Origin of the sequence: Nocardiopsis sp. NPDC058631 (assembly GCF_042716955.1) — a bacterium.
Classification (GTDB): domain Bacteria; phylum Actinomycetota; class Actinomycetes; order Streptosporangiales; family Streptosporangiaceae; genus Nocardiopsis.
The window spans coordinates 1-18,288 of the sequence record NZ_JBHXQY010000019.1 but is presented as its reverse complement, the minus strand read 5'-3'; the positions used below and the strand labels follow the sequence as shown (position 1 = coordinate 18,288).

15 protein-coding genes are annotated in these 18,288 nt (G+C 71.0%); 3 read left to right on the top strand and 12 right to left on the bottom strand.

Features of this window, described 5'->3' with window-relative positions; translation table 11 throughout:
- Positions 1-208: 208 nt before the first annotated feature.
- The 6 genes from ACFWTE_RS09260 to ACFWTE_RS09235 form a co-directional block, all read right to left on the bottom strand.
- Positions 209-412 (bottom strand): helix-turn-helix domain-containing protein, encoded by a 204-nt coding sequence (locus ACFWTE_RS09260; protein ID WP_013155995.1) that lies wholly within the window; start codon positions 410-412, stop codon positions 209-211.
- 254 nt (positions 413-666) lie between these two features.
- Complete coding sequence (locus ACFWTE_RS09255; RefSeq protein WP_378778816.1) at positions 667-1,464, bottom strand: phosphatase; 798 nt, start codon at positions 1,462-1,464, stop codon at positions 667-669.
- Between the two features lie 430 nt (positions 1,465-1,894).
- Positions 1,895-3,055, bottom strand: a complete 1,161-nt coding sequence (locus tag ACFWTE_RS09250; RefSeq protein ID WP_378778815.1) for an acetoin utilization protein AcuC — start codon at positions 3,053-3,055, stop codon at positions 1,895-1,897.
- A 213-nt stretch (positions 3,056-3,268) separates the two neighbouring features.
- Entirely contained in the window at positions 3,269-4,792 is a 1,524-nt protein-coding gene (locus ACFWTE_RS09245) for a DUF1109 domain-containing protein (protein WP_378778814.1), read from the bottom strand.
- A 658-nt stretch (positions 4,793-5,450) separates the two neighbouring features.
- Positions 5,451-6,245 (bottom strand): pyrroline-5-carboxylate reductase, encoded by a 795-nt coding sequence (proC, locus tag ACFWTE_RS09240; RefSeq protein ID WP_378778813.1) that lies wholly within the window; start codon positions 6,243-6,245, stop codon positions 5,451-5,453.
- Between the two features lie 143 nt (positions 6,246-6,388).
- Entirely contained in the window at positions 6,389-7,330 is a 942-nt protein-coding gene (locus ACFWTE_RS09235; protein WP_378778812.1) for a sugar phosphate isomerase/epimerase family protein, read from the bottom strand.
- A gap of 184 nt (positions 7,331-7,514) precedes the next feature.
- On the opposite strand from ACFWTE_RS09235, the gene ACFWTE_RS09230 reads away from it, so the two are divergent.
- A complete protein-coding gene (locus ACFWTE_RS09230) occupies positions 7,515-8,207 on the top strand; it encodes a class I SAM-dependent methyltransferase (RefSeq protein WP_378778811.1) in 693 nt (230 codons plus the stop codon).
- 90 nt (positions 8,208-8,297) lie between these two features.
- Here the strand turns inward: ACFWTE_RS09230 and ACFWTE_RS09225 are convergent, their stop codons facing one another.
- Positions 8,298-8,894, bottom strand: coding sequence for a C40 family peptidase (locus ACFWTE_RS09225; protein WP_378778810.1), 597 nt, complete (start codon positions 8,892-8,894; stop codon positions 8,298-8,300).
- Positions 8,895-9,121: 227 nt separating this feature from the next.
- Positions 9,122-10,039 (bottom strand): SGNH/GDSL hydrolase family protein, encoded by a 918-nt coding sequence (locus tag ACFWTE_RS09220; protein ID WP_378778809.1) that lies wholly within the window; start codon positions 10,037-10,039, stop codon positions 9,122-9,124.
- Positions 10,040-10,209: 170 nt separating this feature from the next.
- Between ACFWTE_RS09220 and radA the strand changes: the two genes are divergently transcribed.
- The gene (gene radA, locus ACFWTE_RS09215; protein WP_378778808.1) at positions 10,210-11,592 is read left to right on the top strand and encodes a DNA repair protein RadA; all 1,383 of its coding nucleotides are present in this window, start codon (positions 10,210-10,212) and stop codon (positions 11,590-11,592) included.
- Between the two features lie 236 nt (positions 11,593-11,828).
- Here the strand turns inward: radA and ACFWTE_RS09210 are convergent, their stop codons facing one another.
- Together ACFWTE_RS09210 and ACFWTE_RS09205 are read right to left on the bottom strand one after the other, a co-directional pair.
- Complete coding sequence (locus tag ACFWTE_RS09210; protein ID WP_378778807.1) at positions 11,829-12,242, bottom strand: SSI family serine proteinase inhibitor; 414 nt, start codon at positions 12,240-12,242, stop codon at positions 11,829-11,831.
- 284 nt (positions 12,243-12,526) lie between these two features.
- Entirely contained in the window at positions 12,527-13,282 is a 756-nt protein-coding gene (locus tag ACFWTE_RS09205; RefSeq protein ID WP_378778806.1) for a hypothetical protein, read from the bottom strand.
- 63 nt (positions 13,283-13,345) lie between these two features.
- Here ACFWTE_RS09205 and ACFWTE_RS09200 point away from each other — a divergent pair, with 63 nt between their 5' ends.
- Positions 13,346-14,221: an A/G-specific adenine glycosylase gene (locus ACFWTE_RS09200; protein WP_378778805.1), complete on the top strand. Its 876-nt coding sequence runs from the start codon at positions 13,346-13,348 to the stop codon at positions 14,219-14,221.
- Between the two features lie 25 nt (positions 14,222-14,246).
- Here the strand turns inward: ACFWTE_RS09200 and ACFWTE_RS09195 are convergent, their stop codons facing one another.
- Both ACFWTE_RS09195 and ACFWTE_RS09190 read right to left on the bottom strand, forming a co-directional pair.
- Positions 14,247-14,885, bottom strand: a complete 639-nt coding sequence (locus tag ACFWTE_RS09195; RefSeq protein ID WP_378778804.1) for a DUF3105 domain-containing protein — start codon at positions 14,883-14,885, stop codon at positions 14,247-14,249.
- 378 nt (positions 14,886-15,263) lie between these two features.
- Positions 15,264-17,774 (bottom strand): ATP-dependent Clp protease ATP-binding subunit, encoded by a 2,511-nt coding sequence (locus tag ACFWTE_RS09190; protein ID WP_378778803.1) that lies wholly within the window; start codon positions 17,772-17,774, stop codon positions 15,264-15,266.
- Positions 17,775-18,288 lie beyond the last annotated feature (514 nt).

The window sequence follows — 18,288 nt, the reverse complement described above, 5'->3', positions numbered from 1 at the left end:
AGGGCGGACTACAACAACGACAGATTGTAGTAGATGCTCTGGAGCCCGTTCGGCCGCCCCGGCACAAGGGACCTTCGGTCCGGTGCGCGGGAAGGCGCTCGGCGAGGTGGGGGAACCCCGGCGGGGGCGACGGCCATCAGCCATCGCCCCGGGGGTTACCGGTCGACCGGGGTCGGCGTTCCACCGCCCCGGCCGGCCTGGCCCTGGCTCAACCAGCCTCGACGAAAGCCTCGCGGAGGTAGTCGTGCACGGCCCGTTCGGGAACCCGGTAGGAACGCCCCACGCGGATCGCGGGGAGAACTCCCGAGTGCACCATTCGGTAAACGGTCATCTTGGACACACGCATGATCGTGGCGACCTCCGCCACGGTCAAGAACCTGACCTCTTCGAGAGGTGGTTTGCTACCGTTCATCTTCCGACGCCCTCATTCCCGGACGTGAGCATTGTCTACTCTTCAGCCCGGCGTGATGTACGGCGGTAGGGGCGACCCCGGTATGTGCCCGTCCCAACGCCACGCCAGCGTGTCACGCTGTCACTACTGACACGTCCGTTTTCAGGGTAGAGCCGAGTCCCCGTCTGCGAAAGGTCGATTGCCCTGTCTTCGGGGATACACGTTGACGGCGGGACGGATGAGGTTTAACGGTGGGTATAAATGGTCGGCCCCGGTCAGATCAGACCGGCTCTGGCGAGCACGTACTCGCGCAGCGGGGCGTAGTCCTCGGTCAGGTATCCGTCGTCCAGAGGCACGGTGACCAGGAGCTTTCCCTCGTGCTCGGCGAGGAAGAGCGCGGGGTCGTTGCAGTCCGCGAACCCCATCGTCGGCACCCCGGCCTCCCCTGCCGCACCCGCGAACCCGTGATCCGCGATGACCAACTGCGGCCACTCCTCACCGCGCTCCTCCAGGTCCCCGAGAATGGCACGCATGGCGAAGGGGTGATGGCTGTGACGCGCGAGGTGACCGTCCGTGACGATCGCGACCTCGTCCTTCCAGACCACGGTTCGACGGTTGGGTGGCCTTTCCGTGGTCACTTCGTACGAATAGCCACCCGCTGCGGTAACGACCTGGCAGCCGCGTGAGGCCAGTGCGTCCTTCCAGACCCGGTACGTCTCCCTGAGCTTGCTGGGGTGTCCCGTGGCGAACATGACCCGCTCCCCCCGTTCGGCGGCCAACGCCATCCGGTCGCCCAGCGCCTCCAGGGCGTCCACGGTCAGGTCGGGGTCGATGGTGTCGATCCCCCACACGTACTCCTCGTCTCCCACGACGCCGCACCGCTTGCTCATCAGGGAGAGGACTTCGGAGAACGTCCAGTCGTGGGAGAAGGTGAGTCCGAACTGGTGGTAGGGGTCCTTCTGTACGAGCCGCCGATAGTGCCGAAGGTTGTTCTGGCGGGGGGTGTCGACGTGCCCGGCGATCCCCGTGCGAACCAGATAGGTGATGAGTTCAGCGCGTGTCGGCGGCGTCACCTGGCGTTCCCCTTCCTCGTCTGCGCACCGGGTGTGCGCCACGCCGCGATGCCACCACGACGCCGGCCCCTGTTCGCCCGGTATTCAACCTCTGTCCTACCCCTCTGAGGCCCACAACGCGCAATCCCCACGAATTCACCTCCGTACGCCTGGGCAGCGCCGCTGCCCGGGAAGCGGACCGGAATCATGGCACGCGCGGCCGACCGCGGGAAGGCCGCGGAAAGGGGCGTACCGGAACCGCTCCCCGGGGTCGGAGTCGTCCGGCGGGGATCCGGCCGGAGCCGCTCGGGCGGTGACCGGAAAGGTTCACGGGCCCGCCCCCTCCGCCGCGCTCCTGTCCTCGTAGCGGGTTCCGGCACCGGCGCCGGCTACGACAGGGCCGTCGGGGGCACTCCCCTCACACCACACCGGCGTGCTTCCGGTCAGCCCGTCAGAGGCTCGGGTCGATACCGTGGCTGGGGAAGACGGCGGTCCGGGTGGCGTGGATGGCGCGGTCCACCGGGTCGCCGGGGTCGTAGCCGTCCACGAAGGGCGCGAACGCCACCTCGCGCCCGTCGGTCATGTAGAGGGGGGCCAGCTCCCCGGTGCGCTCCCGCACGAAGTCGCGCCAGGCCTGCGGTGTCTCGGTGTCCGGGTCGACCGGGTGTCCGGCGGCCTCGGCCAGCAGGTGGGTCCAGGCTCGCGGGACCACGTGCACCAGCCCGTAGCCCCCGCCGCCGAGGAGCAGCCACCGTCCGCCGGCCGTCTTCTGCGCGAGCTTGTGCAGTTCGGCGTAGGCGCGCCGCTGGCCGTCCACGCTGAGGGTGAGGTTGGCGAGCGGGTCGAGGGCGTGGGTGTCGCAACCCTGCTGGGTCACGAGGATCTCCGGTTGGAACTCGTGCAGCAGGGGCGGGACGACGGCGTCGAAGGCACGGTGCCACCCGGTGTCCCCGGTCCCCGCCGGGAGGGCGACGTTGACCGCGTACCCCTCGGCGCCCGGACCTCCGGTCTCGGACGCCTGACCGGTGCCGGGGAACAGGGTCACCGGCGACTCGTGCAGGCTGATGGTGAGCACGCGCGGGTCGTCGTAGAAGGCGTTCTGCACGCCGTCCCCGTGGTGGACGTCGACGTCCACGTAGGCGATGCGCTTGGCACCCTGTTCCAGCAGCCAGGCGATGGCGATCGCGGGGTCGTTGTAGACGCAAAAACCCCACGCGTTGCTGCGCATGGCGTGGTGCAGCCCGCCCGCGATGTTCGCGGCGTGCGCGGACTCCCCCGTCCACACGGCTCTCGCGGCGGCCACGGACGCGCCCGTGATGAGGGCCGCGGCATCGTGCATGTCCGGGAAGACGGGGTTGTCCGAGGTACCGAGCAGGTGGGCCTCGTCGGGCTCCAGGGTCCGGCCGGCGCGTTTGACCGCCTCGATGTAGGCGGGGTCGTGCACCAGGGACAGGAGTTCGTCCGACGCGGGCTCGACGTCCAGCAGGCCCACCCCCGGCGCGTCCAGGACACCGAGTTCACGGCTGAGGGCCATGGTCAGCTCGACCCGGATCGGCGCCATCGGGTGCTGCGGCCCGAAGTCGTAGGCGGTCAGTTCGTCATCCCATGCCACCCGAAGCGAGCAGGACGTGCGCCCTCCCATGTGGTGACCCCCGTTTCAGGTGTGCGTGCTCCGAAGCACACAGTACGCAAAACCGGGTCCCGGGCCGAACCCCGGGTCCCCGGTCACCGGCTCCGGAGGGCCGGTCGGGCCCCCGGACCAACGCGGGGGTCCACGCCCGCGCCGGTCCGGGGGGACGCGGTCCGCGTCCCCGCCCGCCCCCGCCTACTCGGTGATGAAGTAGCAGGACTCGTGCAGGTCACCGCCGCCCAGGTCGACGTTGCCGTGCAGTGGCGCGGCACCGAAGAACCCGTCCTCGGAGGTGAGCAGGATCCGGTACTCGCCGGGGTCGAGCTCGACGCGCATGACCTCGCCGTCCTCGAAGCACGAGTTGCCGGTCGGAGGCGAACTGTAGGTCTCGCAGTCCTCGCACGCCTCGGTGATGATCTCGTCGTGCACCCTGTCCGGGCCGACGTAGAGGAACCGCATGTCGTACGGCGTGTTGTTGGTGACCTCCAGGACGGCCTTGTCGTTTCCGGAGCCCCCGGTGGCGGCCGGGGCGAAGTCCACCTCGCCGATGCTGGTCAGAGCGTCCATCTCGGCCTCGATACGACCGGCGCCGATGTGGACGACCATCGTCTCCACCTCGTCCGCCTCGTGGTCGGGGTACTCGTCGCCGAGCAGGGCGACCATGGTCTCGGCGGGCTCGAACCGGCCCTCGTCCACGTGTTCCCAGCCGCAGTTGAACGCCGCGTCGGGTCGCTCCGCCGCCAGCCGCTCGGTGATCTCCGGTGTGCTGTCCCAGGACAGGTCGTTGAACATCTCGATCTGGTCGAAGGCCGCACACCAGTTCTCGGCCGCGTACTCGCTGGTGCCGCTCTCGTAGAGCCCGGCCAGCGCGGCGGGCACCTCGCCCGCGGCCTCGGTGCCCTCGTAGTCCACCGGGATCACGCTGTAGACCTCGTGCGCCTGCCGCATGCTCTCCCGGTAGTCCTCGGTGACCTCGCCGCCGAACCCCTCCTCCGCCGTCGAGGCCAGGTCGGCCGCGTAGGAGAAGTGGATGTCCGCGATCTCGCCGTCGGTGTCCTCCCAGCGGGAGGAGGCGTGGCCGAAGTAGGCGGCGTAGGAGTCGAGTGCCTGCTCGAAGTCACCGGCGGCGACGTCGCCCTGGGCCCGCTCCAGCAGCGCGCAGGCCTCGGCGCCCGCGCGGGCCCGGGACATGAGCGACGGGGAGAAGGAGAGCTGGAAGAGGTCCTCGACGCTTCCGTAGGCGGCGACGGCCTCCGACTGGCCGCATTCGCCCCGGGCGTGGGCGGCGTCGGCGACGCGCAGCCGCCACTCCCCTGCCTGCCACACACCGACGAGGGAGACGACCAGGGCGAGCACGAGCCCGCCCGCGGTGAGGAGTGCCATCCGGCCCCGGCGGGGCTGCTCGCCCCGGGTGAGCGCGCGCTCGTCGCGGGAGCGCCCGGCGAAGAGGCCGTGCACGGCGGCCGCCACGAACCAGACGAGGAGGATCGGCACCCAGAGCAGGAGGTTGTCGGCCGCGCCCAGGACCGCGGCGGTGACGAGGAGCCCGAGTGTGATGACGATCGCGGCGGCGAAGAACGGCCACTGCCGCAGGTAGGCGTACCCGGCACCGAAGCCGGAGGCGTTGAGCAGGGAGGCGCGGACCGCGGACGGTGAGGAGAGGAGCGGCATCCGGCTCGGTTTGGGGGGCGGTGGGCCGCCGAACCCGCCGGGGGGCATCCCTCCCGGCGGCATCCCGCCAGGGGGCATCCCTCCGGGCGGCGGACCGAGTGGGGGACCGCCGGGAGGCATGCCTCCCGGATACGGGCCGCCGGAGGGGGCGCCACCCGCGGGGAAGCCGCCGGAGGGGTGGCCGCCGGAGGGGAACCCCCGCCCGCCCGGGGTCTGGCCCCCGGCCGGCATGAAGGAAGGAGCGCCGCGCGGTGTCCCACCGGTGGGATGTCCGCCCGAGGGCTGACCACCGGTGTGGGGTCCGCCCGAGGGCTGACCACCGGTGGGGTGTCCACCGGTGGGGTGTCCACCGGTGGGGTGTTCACCGGTGGGGTGTCCACCGGTCGGGTGCTGCGGAGGTCCGCCGGAGGGGGCGCCGCCGGGGGGCGGGCCTTCCGGGGGAGGTCCCCCGCCGGGCGGCTGGGAGGGGTCGAACGGGGGTGGGGGAGATGTCATGGAGGACCCTGGAGGCAGGAGAAGGGGGATGGCTCGCCCGAGCGAGACAGAAAAGGACGTGTGCGACCTTTCCTATGCACAGTACCTATGGACCACGACGTCCGGTTCGTACGAAGAGGCCGTTTCCGGCCAAGTCCCCGTCCGACGCGGCGGCTCCGCCCCTGGTCCCGCCCCGCCGGTGCGGTGACCGGAAGGGTTCACGGGCCACGGCCTAGTTTCCGGAGAGCGCGCCGCTCCGGTCGCGGGCCGCCTCGATGGCGTCCGTGAAGGCGGTCCGGACACCGTGCCGCTCCAGTTCGCGCAGTGCGGCGGCCGTGGTGCCGCCCGGAGAGGTCACCGCCTCGCGCAGCACCACCGGGTGCTCCCCCGAACCGTTGAGCATGGCGGCCGCGCCCGTGATGGTCTGCCCGACGAGCCGCTGCGCCGTGGCGCGCGGCATGCCCATGGCGACTCCGGCCTCGATCATCGTCTCCGCGATGAAGTAGAAGTACGCGGGGCCGCTGCCGGAGATGGCGGTGACGGTGTCCATGTGCTGTTCGCCGACCCGGATCACCTCGCCGACCGTGGCCAGGAGCGCCTCCGCGCGGTCCAGGTGTGCCCCGTCGGTGTGGGCCCCACCCGCGACGGCGGTCATCCCCTGGCCCATCAGGGCGGGCGTGTTGGGCATCGCCCGTACGACGGGAGTCCCGGGGGGCAGGTGGTCCTCCAGGACGGCGGTGGTGATGCCGGCCGCGACCGAGATGACCAGCCGGTCCGAGTCCAGGTGGGGGGAGAGCGTGTCCAGGAGGGCCACCATGTCCTGGGGCTTGAGGGCGATCAGGAGCGTGTCGGCGCGCTTGGCCGCGTCCGTCGCGGGGACGACCTCGACCAGGTAGCGGCGGCGCAGTTCCTGCGCGTGCTCCTCGCGCGGCTCGGTGACCAGGACGTCCTCCGGGGTGTGGCCCCTGGCCAGCATTCCGGCGAGCAGTGCCTCGCCCATCTTCCCGGCACCGATGATCGCGATCATGAAGAGTCCTCTCTGCGGTTCACCTCCACGCTAGCCGCCCCCGCGGCCCGGGGTGGACCGGTCGTCTCAGCCCGTGGACGGCTGTGTGCGGGGAGGAGGGGCCCACCGGTGCCGTTCCGGCCCGCGGGCGCACCCGGGCCGTGTCAGCTTCCGCCCGGGTCGACCGTCCCCTTGTCGTCGACCGTTCCGCCGCCGTCCACCGAGAACCGGCGGGGCGGCGCGGGCGGCCTGCGGCGCAGCAGGGCGATGCGTTCGCGGCGGTCGTGCGTGCGGCCGGTCGACGACGTCTGCGCGAAGTGCAGCCGCGTGAACGCCAGTGCCTCGGCCAGCTCGCGCATGCGCGCCTGGCGGTCGGCGGCCTTGCGGGTGCTGACCTCCAGGACCAGCTGACCCCCGAAGCCGCCCTCGGCGAGGTACTCCAGGAGTTCGCCGACCGGCTGGGTACCGCGCCCGGGGATGAGGTGCTCGTCGAGGTTCTGGCCACCGAGGCCGTCCGTGACGTGGACGTGCGAGAGCCGGTCGCCCAGCTGCTTGGCCATCTCCATGGCGTCGGAGCCGGACATGGCGGTGTGCGACAGGTCGAGCGTGACGTCGGGGTAGTCGCGGTCGAGCGGGTTCCAGCTCGGCGCGTAGGGCACGACCTCGCGGTCGCGGACCCGGACCGGGTACATGTTCTCCACCGCGAAGACGACGTCGGTCTCGTCCTGCATGCGGGCGATACCGCTCTCGAACTCGCGGGCGTACTCGCGCTGCCAGCGGAAGGCGGGGTGGACGACGATGGTCCTGGCGCCCAGGGCCTCGGCCATCTCCTTGGAGCGCACGAGTTTGCCCCAGGGCTCCCGGCCCCACACACGCTGGGTGAGGACCAGGCAGGGCGAGTGGACGGCGGTGACGGGTATCTGGTGGTAGTCCGAGAGGCGCCGCAGGAGATCGATGTCCTGGCTGGCCGGATCGGAGGAGACGAGGACCTCGACCCCGTCATACCCCAGCTTCGCCGCGATCTCGAAGGCGGCCGGGGTCTTCTCCGGGTAGACCGACGCCGACGACAGGACGACGGGTGCGTCTGGGACCTGGATAGGACTCACGGAACCCAGACTATGCGCTATCGCCCCCTTCGTGCGTTCCGCCCGGGTGAACGCGGCGTGCCGTGTCCCCGTGCCCCGGGTGCCCTCCGCCCCGGCCCGGTGCGCGCGCTCCCGCGCGGGGGAACCCGCCGGAACGGGGACGTGCTGGTGGGGCGGGCTCCGGGTGGTGGCTAGTGTGCGGTGCATGATCCCCAGGGACGCGGTCCCCAGCCCCAACATCTGGCGGAACCCGCAGACGTACGAGTTGGAGAACCGCGCGGTGGATCCGGACGGCGTGATCGGCGCGGCCATGGACCGCGTCCGGCCGGTGGACGACGCCCACGTCCTGGACGTCGGCTGCGGCACCGGCTTCCACCTGCCGGGGTTCGCGGCGCGGGCGCGACGGGTCACCGGTGTGGAGCCGCACCCGGGTCTGGCGGAGGCCGCCCGGTCCCGGGTGCGTGATCTGGACCACGTCCGGGTCCTGGACGGAACGGCCCAGCGGCTGCCCGTCCCCGACTCCGTCGTCGAGGTCGCGCACGCGCGTTGGGCCTACTTCTTCGGCCCCGGGTGCGAGCCCGGGCTGGCGGAGCTCGACCGCGTGATGCGGCGGGGCGGGGTCGCTTTCGTGATCGACAACGACGCCACACGCTCCACCTTCGGTTCCTGGTTCCGGCGTTCGCTGCCGTCGTACGACCCGTCCGCCGTGGAACGGTTCTGGTCGGCCCGCGGGTTCACCCGCGAGCCCCTGACGATGCGTTGGTCTTTCACCGACCGCCGCGGCTTCGAGGCGGTGGTGCGGATCGAGTTCCCCTCCGCGCTGGCCGCGGAGATCGTGGAGTCCCATCCCGGACTCACGGTGGACTACGCGGTCAACCTGTGGTGGCGGCGGTACTGAGCGGCCGGCGCACGGATGCGTTCGGGGCTGCGGGTCCGCCACCCGGGTCCGCGGAGCGGCTGTCAGCCTCACTCGTGAGGCCTGCCCCGGTCACAGCCGTACGGCCCCGGCGAGGTTGTAGTGGTTGACGTCCCGTTCGCGGACGTGGTCCCCGGAGTGCGGGGCGTCGATCATCCGGTCGGCGCCGAGGTAGATGGCGACGTGGTAGGCGTATCCCCCGTCGCTCCAGTAGAGGATGTCGCCCCTCCTCGCGCTGGAGTAGGAGACCCTGGTCCCCTCCTGGACCTGGTCCTGGGCGATGCGGGGGAGGCTGACCCCCGCCTGCTTGAACGACCACTGGACGAGGCCCGAGCAGTCGAACGCGTCCGGCCCGGTGCCACCCCAGCCGTACGGGGTGCCCTCCTGGGACTCGGCGGCCCTGATGGCCTTCTCGACGGTCCGCGTGGGCAGGGCCTGGTGGACCCGTTCCGGTCCTCCGGGGCTCGCGGCGACCCCTGCGCGTCCGGCCGGCTGCGGGGGATGGGCGAACGCGGGTGCGGCGCCGGAGGCCAGGACTGCCGCGGCGAGCGCCGCGACGGTGAACGAGCGAGGTCCGCCACCCCGTGTGGAGTGGGCGGGGGCGGCCTGTCGCCCCGGGTCCGTAGGACGACAGGCCTGCCCTTGCTCGTGCTGTCGAGGTAGTCGCATGACGGTGGCGCTCCACTCGTGTGAGTCGACTCGTCGAGGCGCCCACGCCGCTATGACGCGGATCTCTTCGCCTCGTCGCACCACCATTCGTCACACAGTCACCCGAAAATGTCACTCTCCGTAGTACGGCTGATTCCTAAAAACGGCAAAGACTGCTTTACTTGAGGGGACATAACGGTCATCCGAGTGATAACCGGACAGCCCGCCCGTGGGCCAAGACCCCTCCGCTACAGAGCCGGCGAGGGCACCCCGACCGCGGCCTGGACGAAGTCGGCCGTCGCCTCCATACCGATCCGGTTCGGGTGCACCGGAGCCCCGTTCTCCGGGATCAGGCCCTCGACCCAGCGGGTGCCGGAGGGCTTGCACACGTCCCGGCCGCGCTCCAGGACGTCCACGAACACCGCGCCGTGCGCCTGCGACTCCTCCTTGATCACCGTGTTGAGCCTCGTCTGCGCCGCGTCCAGGAACGGGACGTCCCCCCGGGCGACGGGCGTGCTCGGCCAGCAGCCCCCCCTCTCGGGAAGGATCTGGAGGTAGCCGACGCTGAGCACCGTGGCGTCGGGGCTGCGCTCGGCGATGTCGGCGTAGACCTGGGAGATCTCACCCCTGAGGCCGTCGATCCGAACGTCCAGCTCGTCCCCGTAGTAGTTGGAGCAGGGGCTGCCCAGGGGGTTGCCCAGACTCCGCTTCGCGCACTCGATGAAGACATCCGAGAACCCGAAGTCGTTGCCCGCGATACCGACCGTGACCAGGTCGGTCTCGGGACGCAGCGCGTCGAACTGCGGGAGCGTGTCGTTGAACTGCCGCTCGTAGAAGTGCTCCATCCGCGCGCCGGAGCAACTGGCGTCGGTGAGCTCGGCGACGCCGATCCTATCGGCGAGCATCTTCGGGTAGTTGTTGGCCGACTGCATGCAGCCGAGCAGGGGCACCTGGGCACTGGCCTGCTGCTGGCGGACCAGGGGGCCGGCGACGAAGGAGTCGCCGAGCGCCACGTAGTGCTGGAAGGCCGCCGCCTCTGCCTCCTCCGCGGCGGCGGACGGCGGCGAGACCAGGGACAGGCCCAGGATCGCGGCGGCCGCGGGGACCAGGGCTCTGCGGAGCCACCGGAGACGGGGGATGGCGGGGTTTGCGTCGTTACGGGGCACGCGGGTGTTCCTCTCCAAGGAGCGGGGGGCAGGGAGTAGTCGGACCCTTACAGATTCTTTAACACGGCTTACCGGAAGTTACCCATAACCCGTAGGTAACTTTCGTGTGTCCCGCGGAATCCGCTCCGTGCCCGCCGGAGCTGTCCCCGGCAACCGCTAGCGTGGCGACCATGGCAAAGGCAGCGAAAACCACGTTCCGGTGCGCCGAGTGCGGATGGAGCACCCTCAAGTGGGTGGGCCGCTGCGGCGAGTGCCAGGCCTGGGGCACGGTCGAGGAGGCCGGGGCCCCCGCCGCCGGCTACGTCGCCGCCGCGCCCGTCACCTCCCGGGCCCGCCCCATCACCGAGATCAGCGTGGAGAGCGCCGAGGCCGTCCCCACAGGCGTCGGTGAACTCGACCGGGTCCTGGGCGGCGGCGCCGTCCCCGGAGGCGTGGTCCTGCTCGCGGGCGAGCCCGGTGTCGGCAAGTCCACCCTGCTCCTGGAGGTCGCGGCGATGCGGGCCGCGGAGGGCCCGGTGCTGTACATCACCGGTGAGGAGTCGGCCGGTCAGGTGCGGTTGCGCGCCGAACGGCTCGGTGCGCTCTCCGACAAGCTCTACCTCGCCGCCGAGACCTCCATCGCGTCCCTCGTCAGCCACGTGGACCAGGTGGGCCCCCGCCTGCTGATCGTGGACTCGGTGCAGACCATGGTCTCCCCCGACGCCACCGGCGTCCCGGGCGGCGTCACGCAGATCCGCCAGGTGACCGGCGCCCTGATCCAGATCGCCAAGGAGCGCGGGATCGCCACGATCCTGGTCGGCCACGTCACCAAGGACGGGTCCATCGCGGGCCCCCGCATGCTGGAGCACCTGGTCGACGTGGTGCTGCACTTCGAGGGCGAGCGCCACTCCCAGCTGAGGCTGCTGCGCGCGATCAAGAACCGGTACGGCCCCACCGACGAGATCGGCTGCTTCGAGCTCACCGAGAGCGGCATCGTCGGCCTGCCCGACCCCAGCGGGCTGTTCCTCACCGAGCGCACCGACCCGGTGCCGGGTACCTGCGTCACGGTCGCCATGGAGGGACGGCGTCCGCTGATCACCGAGGTCCAGGCGCTGGTCGCGCCCACCCCCCTGCCGGCCCCGCGCCGCGCGACCTCCGGGCTGGACACCTCCCGGGTCAACATGATCCTGGCGGTGCTGGAGAAGCGCACGGGCATGCGGTTGGCCAACATGGACGTGTACGCGTCGACGGTCGGCGGCGTGAAGCTCACCGAGCCCGCCGTGGACCTGGCCCTGGCCATGGCGGCGGCCAGCTCCAGCAACGACGTCGCCCTCCCCGTCGGGTTCATCGCGATCGGCGAGGTCGGGCTGGCCGGTGACGTGCGTACCGTTTCCGGTGTACGGCGCAGGGTCGCGGAGGCGCAGAGGCTCGGGTTCACCGAGGCGATCGTGCCCAAGCACTTCGGCGATCCGATCCCGGGCATCCGCACCCAGGAGGTGGAGGAGCTGAGTGAAGCCCTCCTGCGCGTCGCCAGGCGGTCGCGCCGGCCCCGGAAGTCCCAGGACGACGACTGAGGCCGGCGGTCCGGGGGAGGCCCCCGGACCGCCGGCCACGGCGTGCGTGCCTAGGCCGCGTTCCGCGGATCATTCCGGGCTCGCGTCACCCGGGCTGCCTCTCGCCGCGCCGACTGCGCTTGGACAGCCAAACCCGGGCTGACCTGCGCTACTCGTCTTGCGAGAGATGGCCTGGCAGCCGCTCGCGTCGATCGGCGCAAGCGCCGAGTCAACCGAAAGCGTCCCCGGACCACGCCCTAGAAGTCGTAGACCGCGCCCTTGCCGCCCACGAGGACACAGGAGTTCGCGAACTCCTCCTCGTAGTCCTCGGAGCCCTCGGCGGTGGCCACGACGGGGTCGTAGATCATCGGGCACGGCCGGTCCTCGCCCTTGGTCCGCGCGATCGACCCGGCCCCGGTGATGGCCGCGCAGGCCTTCTCGGCCTCGGGGTGGTTCCCCCCGGTCGGCCGACACTCCAGGGTGACCTGCCGGGTCTCCCCCGAGGACAGGCTCCGGATGCTCAGGGTATGGCTGGTCGTCACGGTCCGCTCCGTCTGGACGGCGTGCGCGGGTGCGGCGAACGCGAGGGACAGGGCGGCGGTGGCCACGAGGGCCAGGGCGGTGCGGTGCACGGCTGCTCCCGGTGTGCGAATGATCAGAACACCACGCATCGTAACCATTCGATCACCAGAAGCAGCCGTCTTTACCAAAACACGCGGCCCTTCTTACACGACGCTCCGGTTTTGCCCCAGAACCTCCGGAGGTGGATTCTGGCCGCACCCCGCGCAGCCGCGGTCGAGTCCATCGGAATGATCTGGGCGACCAGGATCCGCGCGTGGGGGTTCCGCGCCCGCGTCCGGCCGACACACGGGCGCCGGCACGGCGCGGGGGCCGGGAGCACGCGGCTCCCGGCCCCCGAGGGCCCCTGCCTCTTCCCCGGCCGCGTCGGCCGGGGTCAGGCCTTGAGCTGGAACGGCAGCTGGGACTGGTCGCCGGCGTAGTCTCCGTGCAGGTTGGCCCGATACCAGCCGGCCTGGGCCGTGGAGCTGGTCTCACGGCAGTCCGTGAAGGAGCGGTTGCGCTTCCATTCGACCGTGAACTCGTGCGGGACACCCCGGCTGAGCTGGCGCTCCTCGGTGCCACCGTCCTTGAGGCAGTCCGCGGTGGAGTAGACCCGGTCGTCCCCGGAGTGGATCCGCACCTCCAGGGCGCCGCCGCCCACGTCCACGGTGCAGGTCTGCTCCGCCGTGTTGACCACAGTGATCCTGAAGCCCGGGTCGGACCCGGCGCCGTAGACCTCCTGGTCCTCCTCCGCGAACTCGAACGTCACCACGACGTCCTGCGGGCGGCAGAGGTCCTCGGCGCGCTCGGGCGCGGCCACGCCGCCGCCCTCACCGCCCTCACCGCCACCGGAGCCCCCGGACTCCCCGCCGCCGGGCGAGGGCGAGTCGCTCTCCTCCGCCCCCTCGGAGGCCTCGGCCGTGGGTTCGGCGCTTTCGGCCGCGGAGGGGTCCCCGGGTGGGACACTGGGAGAAGGCGAGGAGCCGGCCCCGGCTTCGGACCGGGTCGGTTCGCCGTTCTCCTCGCCCGAGGGCTTGAAGACGAACGCGATCAACGCGAGCACCATCAGGAACCCGAGCAGGACGAAGGCACGCCGCTTCCAGTAGGTCTCTCGGCTGACGGCTCCTGGATGTCCGGTACTTGACGCCATGGGCCGTAGTATTGCGGTTTTGCGTGCCACTCACCTACTCAACCCGCCGATTCCCTGTTAAAGATGAGCGATAACCCTTACAGCACCGCCGTTCTGGCGTGGTACGAGTCGCACGCGCGCGACCTCCCCTGGCGCGCGCCGGACGCGACCCCCTGGTCGATCCTGGTCAGCGAGATCATGCTCCAGCAGACACCCGTCGTGCGGGTCCTGCCCGCCTGGCGCGCCTGGATGGAACGCTGGCCCACCCCCGCCCACCTGGCCGCCGAGGCCTCGGGGGAGGCGGTGCGCATGTGGAACAGGCTCGGGTACCCGCGCCGGGCGCTGCGCCTGCACGCCTGCGCCGTGGCCGTCACCGAGGAGCACGGCGGCCGCGTCCCGGACGACCACGCCACACTGCTCTCCCTGCCGGGGGTCGGTGCCTACACTGCCGCGGCCGTGGCGAGCTTCGCCTACGGACAGCGGCACGCCATTCTGGACACCAATGTCCGCCGTGTCCTGGCCAGGGCCGAAACAGGAGTTGAGTACCCGCCGAAAACCCAGACCAAGGCGGAGACGGCACTCGCGGAGTCGCTGCTGCCGCCCACCGCCTCGGTCGCGGCGCGCTGGGGAGTGGCCGTGATGGAGCTCGGCGCCCTGGTGTGCACCGCGCGTACCCCCGCGTGCGCGGCCTGCCCGATCGCCGGACAGTGCGCGTGGAAGCTCGCGGGCAAGCCCGCCTACGACGGGCCGCCCCGGCGGGGCCAGACCTACGAGGGCACCGACCGCCAGGTGCGCGGCCGTCTGCTCGCCGTGCTCCGCGACTCCGCGCACCCGGTGGCCAAGCGGGCCCTGGACGCCGTCTGGGACGACCACGTCCAGCGTGAGCGCGCGTTGGACGCGCTCGTGTCCGACGGCCTGGTGGACCCGCTCGACGACGGCCGGTACGCCCTCCCCGCCTGATCCCGCACCACCTGCCGGGGCGGGGTCAGTCGGCCATGCGGGCGCTCGTACCGGTGCCCGCGTCGAACTCCGCCTCGGTCCCCGCGAAACCGCCGCTGCACGGGGCACCCGGTTCCGGGGTGTTCTCGCCCTGGACGTACTCGACCAGGTACTCGACGAGCCGGGGGTCCTCAGCACCCTCCAACAGGATCTGGGAGCCCCAGGCCGACGCCACCACCGGCGAGGGCAGGCCCTCGACCGGGCTGATCACCAGGTAGTCGCCCGGGGAGTACAGTCCGGCGAGCACCTCCACCTGGTCGGCGGGCAGCCCCGGGTCGTAGGCGATCCACACGGCCCCGTGCTCCAGGGAGTGCACGGCGTACTCGGTGCGCAGGGGCTCCGAGTAGACGCCGCAGTCCTGCCACACCGGGTAGTGCTCCCCGCCCACGGGCGGGAACACGTCGTACTCGACGGTCTCGCCCTCCTCGACGTGGTCGGCGGACAGGTCCTCGTAGTGTTCGACCGCCTCCAGGCTGCCTCCGGCGGAGGTGCCGGCCTCTCCGGACCCGCCGCCGCTTCCGGGTGTCGTCACCACGTAGAGGAGGCCGCCGCCGACGACGAGCAGTACGGCCAGCACGACCGCCCCGATGATCAGGGCGAGGCCGGCACCGCGTTTCTTCCGCACCTGCTGCGGGGGGTACGGGCCCTGCGGGCCATAGGGACCGTAGTGGCCCTGGGGGCCGGGCGGGGGGTACCCGCCACCCGGCGGTACTCCGCCCGGAGGCATCCCTGCGGGGGGAACGGCGCCGTACTGGCCGGGGGGAGGCCCCGCGGGACCCCCCTGCGGGGGGCCGCCGACCGGGCCCTGCTGCGGGTACGGGGGCTGCTGCGGGTACTGGGGCTGCTGCGCGGACGGGGGCTGCTGCGGCGGGCGGCCGTGGGGCGGCCACGGACCGTGCTGCTGGGGATCTGGATGAGTCACGCTCGCACACTAACGGCCGAACGCCGACGGGGGCACCCCGAAGGGATGCCCCCGTGACGGACGTCGCCCGGTTCAGCGGTGTCAGTCGCTCTTACCGGCGGCCGGCTCCTCGACCTCGGGGGTGTCCGGAACCGCGGCCGGCTTCGGCACTCCCTTGAACGTGAACTTGGCGTCCGTGCCCTCGCCCTCGGCGTCGATCACGACGATCTGGCCGGCCTTGAGGTCGCCGAACAGGATCTTCTCGGACAGCTGGTCCTCGATCTCCCGCTGGATGGTCCTGCGCAGCGGACGGGCGCCCAGCACGGGGTCGAAACCGCGCTCGGACAGGATCTGCTTCGCCTTCGGGCGCAGCTCGATCCCCATGTCCCGCTCCTTGAGGCGACCGTCCAGACTCGTGATCATGAGGTCCACGATCTGGAAGATCTCCCCCTCCGTCAGCTGGTGGAAGACGATGATGTCGTCCACACGGTTGAGGAACTCGGGACGGAAGTTGGTCTTGAGCTCCTCGCTGACCTTCGCCTTCATCCGCTCGTAGTTCGTCTGGGCGTTGTCCTCCTTGGCGAAGCCCATGGCCTGGCCCTTGGAGATGTCCCGCGTGCCCAGGTTGGTCGTCATGATGATGACCGTGTTCTTGAAGTCGACGTTGCGACCCTGGGCGTCGGTGAGACGGCCCTCCTCCAGCACCTGGAGCAGGGAGTTGAAGATGTCGCTGTGGGCCTTCTCGATCTCGTCGAAGAGGACCACGGAGAACGGCTTGCGGCGCACCTTCTCGGTGAGCTGGCCGCCCTCCTCGTAGCCGACGTAGCCGGGAGGCGAGCCGAACAGCCGGGAGACCGTGTGCTTCTCCATGAACTCGGACATGTCCAGCTGGATCAGCGCGTCCTCGTCCCCGAACAGGAACTCGGCCAGGGTCTTGGACAGCTCGGTCTTACCGACACCGGACGGGCCGGCGAAGATGAACGAACCACCGGGGCGCTTGGGGTCCTTCAGGCCGGCGCGGGTACGCCGGATCGCCTGGGAGAGCGCCTTGATGGCGTCCTCCTGGCCGATGACCCGGCGGTGCAGCTCGTCCTCCATGCGCAGCAGCCGGGAGCTCTCCTCCTCGGTGAGCTTGAAGACCGGGATGCCGGTGGACGCGGCCAGGACCTCGGCGATGAGCTCCTCGTCGACCTCGGCCACGACGTCCATGTCGCCGGCCTTCCACTCCTTCTCCCGCTGCGCCTTCTTGTTGAGGAGCTGCTTCTCGTCGTCGCGCAGCGACGCGGCCTTCTCGAAGTCCTGCGCGTCGATCGCGGACTCCTTGTCCCGGCGCACGCCCGCGATCTTCTCGTCGAACTCGCGCAGGTCCGGCGGAGCGGTCATCCGGCGGATGCGCATCCGCGAACCGGCCTCGTCGATGAGGTCGATCGCCTTGTCCGGCAGGAACCGGTCGCTGATGTAGCGGTCGGCCAGCTGCGCCGCAGCCACCAGGGCGCTGTCGGTGATGGAGACCCGGTGGTGGGCCTCGTACCGGTCGCGCAGCCCCTTGAGGATCTCGATGGCGTGCTTGATGGTCGGCTCGTCCACCTGGATGGGCTGGAAGCGCCGCTCCAGGGCGGCGTCCTTCTCCAGGTACTTGCGGTACTCGTCCAGGGTGGTGGCGCCGATGGTCTGGAGCTCACCCCGGGCCAGCATGGGCTTGAGGATGGAGGCGGCGTCTATGGCACCCTCGGCCGCTCCCGCTCCGACGAGCGTGTGCAGCTCGTCGATGAACAGGATGATGTCGCCGCGGGTGCGGATCTCCTTGAGCACCTTCTTGAGGCGCTCCTCGAAGTCACCGCGGTACCGGCTGCCCGCGACCAGCGCGCCCAGGTCCAGCGTGTACAGCTGCTTGTCCTTGAGCGTCTCGGGGATCTCACCCTTGACGATCTTCTGCGCCAGGCCCTCGACCACGGCCGTCTTGCCGACGCCGGGCTCACCGATGAGGACCGGGTTGTTCTTGGTCCGCCTCGAGAGCACCTGCATGACGCGCTCGATCTCCTTGTCCCGGCCGATGACCGGGTCGAGCTTGCTCTCCCGGGCGGCCTGGGTCAGGTTGCGACCGAACTGGTCCAGGACCAGCGAGGTGGAGGGGGTGGACTCGGAGGAGCCGGCCGTGGCCTGCGGCTCCTTGCCCTGGTAACCGTGCAGCAGCTGGATGACCTGCTGGCGGACGCGGTTGAGGTCCGCGCCGAGCTTGACCAGGACCTGGGCGGCGACGCCCTCGCCCTCACGGATCAGGCCCAGCAGTATGTGCTCGGTACCGATGTAGTTGTGGCCGAGCTGGAGCGCCTCGCGCAGCGACAGCTCAAGGACCTTCTTGGCACGCGGGGTGAAGGGGATGTGCCCCGACGGCGCCTGCTGGCCCTGGCCGATGATCTCCTCAACCTGCTGCCGAACCGCTTCGAGGCTGATACCGAGGCTTTCCAGAGCCTTGGCGGCGACGCCCTCACCCTCGTGGATGAGGCCGAGCAGGATGTGCTCCGTACCGATGTAGTTGTGGTTGAGCATCCTGGCCTCTTCCTGGGCCAGAACCACCACTCGCCGTGCGCGGTCGGTAAACCTCTCGAACATGTCTCGTCGCTCCTCTACAGAGCGGTCAGGCAGGGACGGTCTCGCCGACCCAACTCTTCCGCATATCGGCCCCACAGGGATAACCGCCCAGGGGAGCACTGTCGCACCCGCCGGTCGACAGGCTGCCGACCGGGCGAACCTCTCCGCATGGCCGACCTCCCAGCCGTCCGTGCCAGAGACTTTCCCCGACGATAGGGCGTTCACCCAACATCCAACTACCAATTGGCGCGTCAGATTTCCCTGTACGCCGAAGGCGAACGGCCCGGACACTCCCATCCATCACGAGAGTGCCCGGACCGCACGTGTACAAGCCGAATAATCGGCTCTGAGCGAACAAGCCGAACCGCGTGTTGTTCTTCCGGCCGGATCAGACGGCCGGGAAAGCGGGAAATGCGCGTCGGGCGGGGGGGCCCCCCCCCGGCCCCCCCGCGGCCGCCAACCCCCCCGCCCCCCGGGCCCGCCGGGGGCCGGGCGGGCACACCCAGAGCACCCCCGGGGGGGGGGGGGGGGGCCC

What these genes read in the sequence shown, in the direction of transcription:
- ACFWTE_RS09260 (WP_013155995.1), bottom strand. Translation starts at nt 412, where the DNA reads ATGAACGGTAGCAAACCACCTCTCGAAGAGGTCAGGTTCTTGACCGTG.
- ACFWTE_RS09245 (WP_378778814.1), bottom strand. Translation starts at nt 4,792, where the DNA reads ATGCCCCCCGGCGGGTTCGGCGGCCCACCGCCCCCCAAACCGAGCCGG.
- proC (WP_378778813.1), bottom strand. Translation starts at nt 6,245, where the DNA reads ATGATCGCGATCATCGGTGCCGGGAAGATGGGCGAGGCACTGCTCGCC.
- ACFWTE_RS09230 (WP_378778811.1), top strand. Translation starts at nt 7,515, where the DNA reads ATGATCCCCAGGGACGCGGTCCCCAGCCCCAACATCTGGCGGAACCCG.
- ACFWTE_RS09225 (WP_378778810.1), bottom strand. Translation starts at nt 8,894, where the DNA reads ATGCGACTACCTCGACAGCACGAGCAAGGGCAGGCCTGTCGTCCTACG.
- radA (WP_378778808.1), top strand. Translation starts at nt 10,210, where the DNA reads ATGGCAAAGGCAGCGAAAACCACGTTCCGGTGCGCCGAGTGCGGATGG.
- ACFWTE_RS09210 (WP_378778807.1), bottom strand. Translation starts at nt 12,242, where the DNA reads ATGCGTGGTGTTCTGATCATTCGCACACCGGGAGCAGCCGTGCACCGC.
- ACFWTE_RS09205 (WP_378778806.1), bottom strand. Translation starts at nt 13,282, where the DNA reads ATGGCGTCAAGTACCGGACATCCAGGAGCCGTCAGCCGAGAGACCTAC.
- ACFWTE_RS09200 (WP_378778805.1), top strand. Translation starts at nt 13,346, where the DNA reads ATGAGCGATAACCCTTACAGCACCGCCGTTCTGGCGTGGTACGAGTCG.
- ACFWTE_RS09190 (WP_378778803.1), bottom strand. Translation starts at nt 17,774, where the DNA reads ATGTTCGAGAGGTTTACCGACCGCGCACGGCGAGTGGTGGTTCTGGCC.